The organism is Pseudomonas sp. GXM4 (assembly GCF_008923895.1).
Taxonomy (GTDB): Bacteria; Pseudomonadota; Gammaproteobacteria; order Pseudomonadales; family Pseudomonadaceae; genus Aquipseudomonas; species Aquipseudomonas atacamensis.
In genome coordinates, this window is record NZ_WBRZ01000235.1 from 1 (window position 1) to 8,478 (window position 8,478).

7 protein-coding genes are annotated in these 8,478 nt (G+C 59.6%); 2 read left to right on the plus strand and 5 right to left on the minus strand.

The window, feature by feature from the left end; translation table 11 throughout:
* Positions 1-31 precede the first annotated feature (31 nt).
* Positions 32-931, minus strand: coding sequence for a lipid A hydroxylase LpxO (gene lpxO, locus F8N49_RS22085; protein WP_151552570.1), 900 nt, complete (start codon positions 929-931; stop codon positions 32-34).
* 309 nt (positions 932-1,240) lie between these two features.
* Here lpxO and F8N49_RS22090 point away from each other — a divergent pair, with 309 nt between their 5' ends.
* Entirely contained in the window at positions 1,241-1,675 is a 435-nt protein-coding gene (locus tag F8N49_RS22090) for a hypothetical protein (RefSeq protein ID WP_024012933.1), read from the plus strand.
* 33 nt (positions 1,676-1,708) lie between these two features.
* Here the strand turns inward: F8N49_RS22090 and F8N49_RS22095 are convergent, their stop codons facing one another.
* The 4 genes from F8N49_RS22095 to F8N49_RS22110 all read right to left on the minus strand — a co-directional run bounded on the left by F8N49_RS22095 (position 1,709) and on the right by F8N49_RS22110 (position 6,317).
* A complete protein-coding gene (locus F8N49_RS22095; RefSeq protein WP_151552572.1) occupies positions 1,709-2,653 on the minus strand; it encodes a class I SAM-dependent methyltransferase in 945 nt (314 codons plus the stop codon).
* Between the two features lie 14 nt (positions 2,654-2,667).
* A complete protein-coding gene (locus tag F8N49_RS22100) occupies positions 2,668-4,035 on the minus strand; it encodes an iron-containing redox enzyme family protein (RefSeq protein ID WP_151552574.1) in 1,368 nt (455 codons plus the stop codon).
* Positions 4,036-4,145: 110 nt separating this feature from the next.
* Positions 4,146-5,075 carry a ZIP family metal transporter gene (locus F8N49_RS22105; RefSeq protein WP_151552580.1) on the minus strand — a complete coding sequence of 310 codons (930 nt, stop codon included), beginning with the start codon at positions 5,073-5,075 and terminating at the stop codon, positions 4,146-4,148.
* Positions 5,076-5,090: 15 nt separating this feature from the next.
* Positions 5,091-6,317 carry a zinc-dependent alcohol dehydrogenase gene (locus tag F8N49_RS22110; protein WP_122507327.1) on the minus strand — a complete coding sequence of 409 codons (1,227 nt, stop codon included), beginning with the start codon at positions 6,315-6,317 and terminating at the stop codon, positions 5,091-5,093.
* Positions 6,318-6,691: 374 nt separating this feature from the next.
* On the opposite strand from F8N49_RS22110, the gene F8N49_RS22115 reads away from it, so the two are divergent.
* Complete coding sequence (locus tag F8N49_RS22115; protein WP_016774693.1) at positions 6,692-8,278, plus strand: ABC-F family ATPase; 1,587 nt, start codon at positions 6,692-6,694, stop codon at positions 8,276-8,278.
* Positions 8,279-8,478 lie beyond the last annotated feature (200 nt).

An 8,478-nucleotide genomic window follows, 5' to 3' on the forward strand; every position in this document is an offset into this window, starting at 1 on the left:
GCGAAGAGGCCGGTACTGACACCGCAAGCCTTCAGATCAGAATAAAGGTCGCCAGCAACGCGGCAAAAATCGCCCATTTCTCGAGGTAATACCGCGTACGGTTGCGCTTCTTCAGCTCTTTGCCGCGCAAACGAATCTTGTAGATTTTGGTAAACAAGCGGTTGATGCCACCAGTCTTGTCCCCCGCATCATTCGGCGCGCCCGCCGCCGACATCACCGTGCGGCTGAACCAGCGGTTGAACGCCGCCGCCCAGCGGTACTTCAACGGCCGCTCAATATCACAGAACAGAATGATGCGATTCTGATCCGTGGTGTTTTCGGCGTAATGAATAAACGTCTCGTCGAACATCACCGCTTCGCCATCGCGCCAGTGATAGTTCTCGCCGTCGACGTTGATGTAGCAGCCAGGATCGTTCGGCGTATCCAGGCCCAGGTGATAACGATAGGACCCCGCGTACGGATCGCGATGGCGCACCAGCTTGGAGCCCGGTGGCAGCTCGGCAAACATCGCCGCTTTGATCGACCCGATGCTCTGCACCAGTTCGGTGGTGCGTGGGCACAGCTTCATCGCCGATGGGTGACTGTCGCCGTACCACTTGAGGTAGAAGCGCTTCCAGCCGGTCTTGAAGAAGGAGTTGAAGCCGACATCGTCATACTGATTCGAGCGCTTGATTTCGCCGGCACGCAACAGATTCTGGCCTTCCTCGCGAATCTCTTCCCAGTGCGCCTGCAACGGGCTCAGATCGGGAAAGTCTGCCGGGTTCAGATACGGTTTGTTGGGCATCCTGGAAAACAGATAGAGGAAGCAGTTGATCGGCGCGAGGAACGTCGAGTGGTCACTCAATTGCCGCCCCAGCTTGTGGCGCACGCGTCCACGCAAGTGAACGTAAGCAATGGAGATGACATAAACAGCGGCAATGATGAGTTTCACGGAAAAGGGTCACACGTCAAAAGTGAACAAACTGCGCGCGTGGCGACCTGAGGCCCAGCGTCTTATGCAGCGGTCTTGATGCACAGGGCGCGTCCATGGCCCGCGCCGTTTCCGGGCGCTCGGTGAAAGGGTGGCATTTTAGCCACAGTTCGTAACCGATAGTGAACCCTCAACTGTGAAAAACTGTCTTGCGCGTTTGCGTGTAAAGCTCTAGCCCACTTGAATCCATACAAACGCCCGTTGCTCATTTCGATGGAACCACGCTTGGCACGCGCTCCTCTATCGCTTATCAATAACGGAGGAACCCCCATGATCGCCCCAGAAACCGGTATGAAACCAGGTCAGCGCTATCGAATTGAAAGTGTCGAGCGCGCGCCGCAATTCTCTGGCTTTTTTCTCGATGGAAAGTATTACCTGGGACCCGAGTTGCAGACCGCCATCGGCTGGCTTGAAGGGCAAATATTCTTCTACGACCAGCTCGACCCGACCGGTGAGCCGGTGTATCCGGGCAGAATTGCCGGCACGATCGAAGGGCTGACGCTGGTAATGCCGGACGGCTTACGCCTGGAGATTGAAGAAGCGCCTTATCTGGCGGAACCTGCTGCGCCAGTGCGCGCTTCCGTCGCCGGGCGCATCGAGCGTATTTCGCGGCAGCCGATACGCCCTTCGCCGCTATTGGTAGCCGGGGCTGCGATGCTGGTAGGGGTTTGCCTGCTGACGATCTCGCGCATCAGAAATCGCTGAAGGCCACCGCGCGAGCAGTGGCCCAACTATCGGTCACTGCTCGCGGGTTACCGTCAGTGCGACCACGGCGATGCGCTCGGCGCGCTCGTATTCAGGCTTGAGCAGCTCCTCGCTGAAAACGTCCGGATCAAGCTCACGATAAGTCCAGCCAAAACGCTCGCCCTTGAGCAAAGGCGCCACGGCCTCGCGGAACGGATCCTGCCCGGCGACGATCGCCACGCCGGTGTACACCAGCAACGTGCCGCCTACCTCCAGTCGTGGCAACGCCTCACGCACGATACGCACCGACAAACCCTCACCCAGCGCCCCGCCGCCGTGGCGATAGGAGCGCTGTTGTTCGTCGTTCATGTACGGCGGATTGGCGATGATCAAATCGAACTGCCCTTCGACACTGGCGAGCAGATCGCTGTGATACACCGACACATTGTTTGCGCCCGCCAGCTCGGCGTTGACCGAACTCATGCGCAACGCCTGCGGATTGATGTCGACCGCCAGCACGTCGGCATCGGGACGTGCCTTGGCCATGACGACCGCGCCGGCGCCGCTTCCGCAGCCGATGTCCACCGCGCGTCTGATCGGCGAAAAGCGTTGCTGCAATTGCGCTTCGATGGCCTGGGCGAAACGATAAGTGTCGGGGCCGAAGAACACCGCATCACTCGCCGTCGTCGGAAACGCCGAGTGGGCAAACAACCGGTCATTCAGCGTCGACCAGCGCACATGGCTTCGCCACACGGCGCCATCGCGTTCGACTATGCCGGCCTGCTCCAGGCTGGCCAGCTCGTCTGCGCAAAACAGCTCTGAAGGAAACGGCATCGACCAACCAAACACATCGCGCAGATCCTTGGCCAGCGGCGTGGCAAAGCGTTGGAGATAACGTTCGTGGGTCAATGGCGTTGGAGTAATGAAGTGATAACCACTGTCGAGCAGGCGCTTGCCCAGCTCGAACAGGGCTCTATCGGATGTTTCTTGTGCCGACATGAAGCCTCCTTGTTTCAGCGCAAGCGGGCGCGCAGTTGGATGAAGCGACGCGTCGCGAAAAGTCCGGCCGGACGCCAGTGCCGCTGCGGCTGCAGCCAAGGCATCAACAACGACATTTGCTCGGCGGCAGGTTTGTCAGCCAGTGCCGCTTCCAAATTCAGCAGATCGGAGTCATCGTCAAAGTTTTCTTCGACGGCAGCTTCCCGGCGCACATAAGGCCGAGGCCGCGATGCCGGGCAATCCTGAGTGATCCAGTCGCGCAGCAGCTGTTTTTCATAGCCGTTGAACACACCGAACATCGCCGCATCGCTGCCGTCGATCAAACGCCAGAAACGACTTTCTTCCACCGCCTCGCCGCGCTTGATCCAGCTCTTGCGCTCCAGCGCCGAAAGAAACTCGCCCATTTGCCCCGGCGTGGCCAGCCATTGATTGATGGTGCGGTTTTCGATGCGGCAGTAATCGGAATGCATGTGCCGGCCAAAGACAGCCTTGCGCTCAAGCATGGCGATGACTTCGTGGTCCAGATCGAACTCTGTGATCACGGCGGTGGTGCCCTTGCCGATGTCATTGAGACGATAACCGACGGCCATGCGCCGATAGAACTCATCGCGCTCTTCGCCCAAGGGCAACAGCTCGAGCATTGATTGCACTGCCTTGCGCGCATGGCCGGTGCTGGCGTTGTCGATGGTCACATGCAGGCGGAAATAGTGCGGATCGATGCCCAGCTCCGCTAGCTCATAAGCACTGATCAACAAGTGCAGCGGCAGTTGTTCATAGCCGAGGTTGAAGCCGATGACTTCAGGCAGAAACTGTCCGCCGAAACGCCCCAGCGCCAGCTGCACTGCGCCTTGCAGAAAGTACTCGTCGGCAAGGCCGCTCAGATCGGAGCAGTCATGCTCGGCGAGCAGTTTGCGATAGATCACCACATGATTCTGCCGTGGCACGCCCTCGCCCAGCTCTTCCAGATAGGTATCGAGCAAATCGTCGAGACGCGGATCCTGCCACTGCGGCAACAACCCGGCCAGCCAGGCGCCATCGACCTCTTTGGTCGGTGCCACATGCAGAATGAAATACAACGCGTGGGATTTGTTGCGGAAATAGCGGCGCGGCGCGCCCTGCTGACGCTGTTCGAGGTAATCGGCGTATTCGGCAGCGACGCTGGCGCAGCGGGTTTCCGACCATTGCAGCAGCTCTTCGGCGCTGGCCGGCAAATCGTCGGACAGCGCAGCCGCCTTGCTCAGTTGCCGGCGCAGGAAGTCCAGTGCCGCGCGATCAACCGTGGAGTCTTCCGCCAGCAATCGGTCATAGAGCCGGCGCTCGGTATCCGCCGGCGTGGATGTTTTACCCGAAGACTTCCTGGTCGGGATTTCGATCAGCGACATGACTCATTCCCCTGCGTTATTGGCATTGCCTATAAACGAAAGAGTGATTGGCGCTGAAAAAAATTCCTTTTTTGTGCGGGGCGATGCGCTCAGTGGTGTGCGTCGGGTGGCTAACCCAAAGCCGTGTCGAGAAACATCATCACGCCGAAGCCAAGCATCAGCCCGAGCGTGGCCGGTGTTTCGTGGCCGTTGCGGTGGGTCTCCGGAATGACCTCGTGGGACACCACGAAAATCATCGCGCCGGCGGCCAGACCCATCGCCACCGGGAAGCCCAGCGCGAAGCTGTTGGTGATGCCCAAACCGATGATCGCGCCCAACGGTTCCATCAATCCTGACGCAGCGGCAATCAACGCAGCGCGCCCTGCGGAAATGCCCGTCACGCGCAGCGCCAACGCCACAGCCAGTCCTTCTGGAATGTCCTGAATGGCGATAGCAGTGGTCAGCGGCAAGCCGATTTTCATGTCGCCGGTGGCGAAGCTGACGCCGATCGCCATGCCTTCCGGCAGGTTGTGCAGGGTGATCGCCAGCACGAACAGCCAGACCCGATTGAAGCGCTTGGCTTCCGGGCCGCGCCGGCCGCTTTTTTCATGTTCGTGAGGAACGAAGCGGTCAAGGCCGACCATCAACGCCACGCCCAAGGCCATGCCGGCCACAACGACGGCAGCGGCGAGCATGGGACTGCTCACCGCCTCCTTCGCCGCCGCAATGCCCGGCAGGATCAGTGAAAAGGAACTGGCAGCCAACATCATCCCTGCCGCAAACCCGAGCATGGTGTCTTGAGTTCGCGAAGTAATTGCGCGCAACGCCAGGGCCAGCAACGCACCGATTGCCGTGGCGGCAAAACCCGACAGTCCGCCGAGAGTCGCGAGGCGTAGCGTGTCGCGACCGGTACTGACCAAACCGGTGTAGCCGCTGATCAGCAACAACACGGTTACACCGACCAGGGTCAGCCAGAAAATGCGCCCTCCCCAGCCCGTACGCGAAAGGTTCACGAACCATGCGCGTACGGGAGCTGCGAATGAAGATGACGGTAGCGCCATGAAAACTCCTCGGTTTCAGGTGGCCGGTGCGAACGGCGTGGTTTCATCCAGCTGCGCCAGCGGAACATCGCTGCCACCCGGGGTCAGAATCACCTTGCGGCATTCTTCCTGCTTCTTATTGAAGATCTTGTAGCCCTCGGCGGCCTGCTCCAGCGATAGCCTGTGGGTGATGATCGCTTCGGGCTGCAACTTGCCGGTTTCGATGTAGCCAAGCAGTTCCGGCAGAAAACGCTGCACGTGAGTCTGGCCCATTTTGAAGGTCAGGCCCTTGTCAAAAGCGTCGCCGAACATAAAACCGTGGATGAACCCGGCATATACGCCCGGAACGCTGACCACACCACCGCGCCGGACGGCGGCGATGCACTGGCGCAAAGCCTTGCCGCTGCTGCCTTCAAGCTTGAGTGTAGCCATGACCGTTTCGGTGGTGCTGCCCTTGGCTTCAAGACCGACGGCATCGACCACGGCATCGACGCCGCGATGGCCGGGAGTCTGGCTGGTAATGGTGTCGGCCGGGTCATCGTCTTCATCGAAGTTGATCGGAATCACGCCGTAGGTGCGCTGGGCATAATCGAGGCGGTACTGATGATGGTCGACCATGAAGATCAGCTCGGCACCGAGCATTCTCGCGCAGGCTGCGGTGAGCAACCCGACCGGCCCGGCGCCGTAGATCGCCAGACTCGAACCCTGTTGGACGCCGGCGTTGATCACGGCTTGCCAGGCAGTCGGCAGGATGTCAGACAGAAAAAGCACTTTCTCGTCCGACAGCGTGCCCGGCACCTTGAACGGCCCGGTATTGGCTTTCGGTACCCGCACCAGTTCCGCCTGGCCACCGGGAATCCCGCCATACATACGGCTGTAGCCGAACAGCGCTGCTGGCGGCGGAATCATTTTCTTGTTCAGCGCCGCGCCAGGGCCTTCATTGGTGGTCTCGCAGGCGGCGTAAAGCTCTTGCTGGCAGAAGAAGCAATCGCCACATGCGATCACGAACGGAATCACCACCCGATCGCCGCGCTGCACGGCGGTGACGGCTGGGCCGGTTTCTTCGACGATGCCCATGAACTCATGGCCAAAGATATCGCCGTGCTCGACGGTGGGTATTTTGCCGCGGTACAGGTGCAGGTCCGATCCGCAGATGGCGGTGGCGGTGACGCGCAGGATGATGTCGTCGGCGGCTTCAAGTTTCGGGTCCGGTACGGTTTCGACGCGCACGTCATGGGCGCCGTGATAGGTCATTGCTCGCATGGCTTGGTCCTCACTCGTTTGAACAAAATGGCTGCTGCTCCACTTTCCGAAGTGAAAATGGTCGAGTGAGTTCATTCGGGTTTTCGAGATTTTGATCAGCGGATATCGGTCGCTTCTCGGACGAGCCGATGCGTACGCCCGTTTGCCTGCCATATAACTGCCGTCTGAGTTATGCGACAATGCGCGCCAATGTCCAACAAGAACCCCGTACTCGTCGCTCAGCAGCTTGCCTTCAATGGCCCCAGTTGCGGACGGCTTATGCGCGTTGGCTCAACTCAAGCACAGACTGGGGGGAGCTGGAAAAGCTCCAGATTGGTACGCAAGTTTGTACCAGGCACCACAGACCAGCTCTAACCCATTGATAGGTAAGGTAATTGATCTCCACAGCTAACATCACGATGCAGTTTGGCGCCAAGCCGCTGTTCGAAAACGTTTCGGTCAAATTCGGCGCAGGCAATCGCTACGGCCTGATCGGTGCCAACGGTTGCGGCAAGTCGACCTTCATGAAAATCCTCGGCGGCGATCTCGATCCGTCCGGTGGCCAGGTCATGCTCGAGCCGAACGTGCGTCTGGGTAAGCTGCGCCAGGATCAGTTCGCCTACGAAGAATTCACCGTGATCGACACCGTGATCATGGGTCACGAAGAGCTGTGGAAGGTCAAGGCCGAGCGCGATCGCATCTATTCGCTGGCGGAAATGTCCGAAGAAGACGGCATGGCCGTTGCCGAGCTGGAAACCGAGTTCGCCGAGATGGACGGCTACACCGCCGAATCCCGCGCCGGCGAATTGTTGCTGGGTCTGGGCATTCCGCTGGAACAGCATTTCGGCCCGATGAGCGAAGTCTCGCCAGGCTGGAAACTGCGCGTGTTGCTGGCGCAGGCACTGTTCTCCGATCCGGAAGTGCTGTTGCTCGACGAACCGACCAACCACCTGGACATCAACACCATTCGCTGGCTGGAAAACATCCTGACCCAGCGTAACAGCCTGATGATCATCATCTCCCACGACCGTCACTTCCTGAACAGCGTGTGCACGCACATGGCTGACCTGGATTACGGCGAGCTGCGTCTGTTCCCGGGCAACTACGACGAGTACATGACCGTGGCGACCCAGTCCCGCGAGCAACTGCTGTCGGACAACGCCAAGAAGAAAGCGCAGATTTCCGAACTGCAATCGTTCGTCAGCCGCTTCTCGGCCAACGCCTCGAAAGCCAAGCAGGCCACCTCCCGCGCCAAGGCGATCGACAAGATCCAGCTGGCCGAGGTCAAGCCTTCCAGCCGCGTCAGCCCGTTCATTCGTTTCGAACAGAACAAGAAGCTGCACCGTCAGGCGGTAATGGTCGAGAAAATGGCCAAGGGTTTCGATGGCAAGCCACTGTTCAAGGACTTCAGCTTCCAGGTTGAAGCCGGCGAGCGCGTTGCGATCATCGGCCCGAACGGTATCGGCAAGACCACCCTGCTGCGCACCCTGGTCAACGAACTGACCCCGGATGCCGGTAGCGTGAAATGGACCGACGCCGCCGAACTGGGCTACTACGCTCAGGACCACGCTCACGACTTCGAAGACGACGTCACCCTGTTCGACTGGATGGGTCAGTGGACCCAGGGCGAGCAGATGATTCGCGGTACTTTGGGCCGGATGCTGTTCTCCAACGACGAGATCCTCAAGTCGGTCAAGGTCATCTCCGGTGGTGAGCAAGGTCGCATGCTGTTCGGCAAGCTGATCCTGCAAAAGCCCAACGTGCTGATCATGGACGAACCAACCAACCACTTGGACATGGAATCGATCGAGGCGCTGAACCTGGCGCTGGAAAACTACCCGGGCACGTTGATCTTCGTCAGCCACGACCGTGAGTTCGTATCGTCCCTGGCTACGCGCATCATCGAGCTGAGCCCGAACGGCGTGACCGACTTCAGCGGCACTTATGACGACTACCTGCGTAGCCAGGGTGTCGTGTTTTAAGGGCAGCTGCGAGTTTCTAGCTGCAAGCTGCAAGTTAAAAGCCCTGTCCGTGTGACGGGGCTTTTTGCATTCGGCGTTTGGGAATTGTGGGTGCTCAGATATTCGCGAGCAAGCTCGCTCCCACATTGATCGTTCCCACGCTCCGCGTGGGAATGCAGCCCGGGACGCTCCGCGTCCCAACAGCGGCCGCAGAGCGTCCA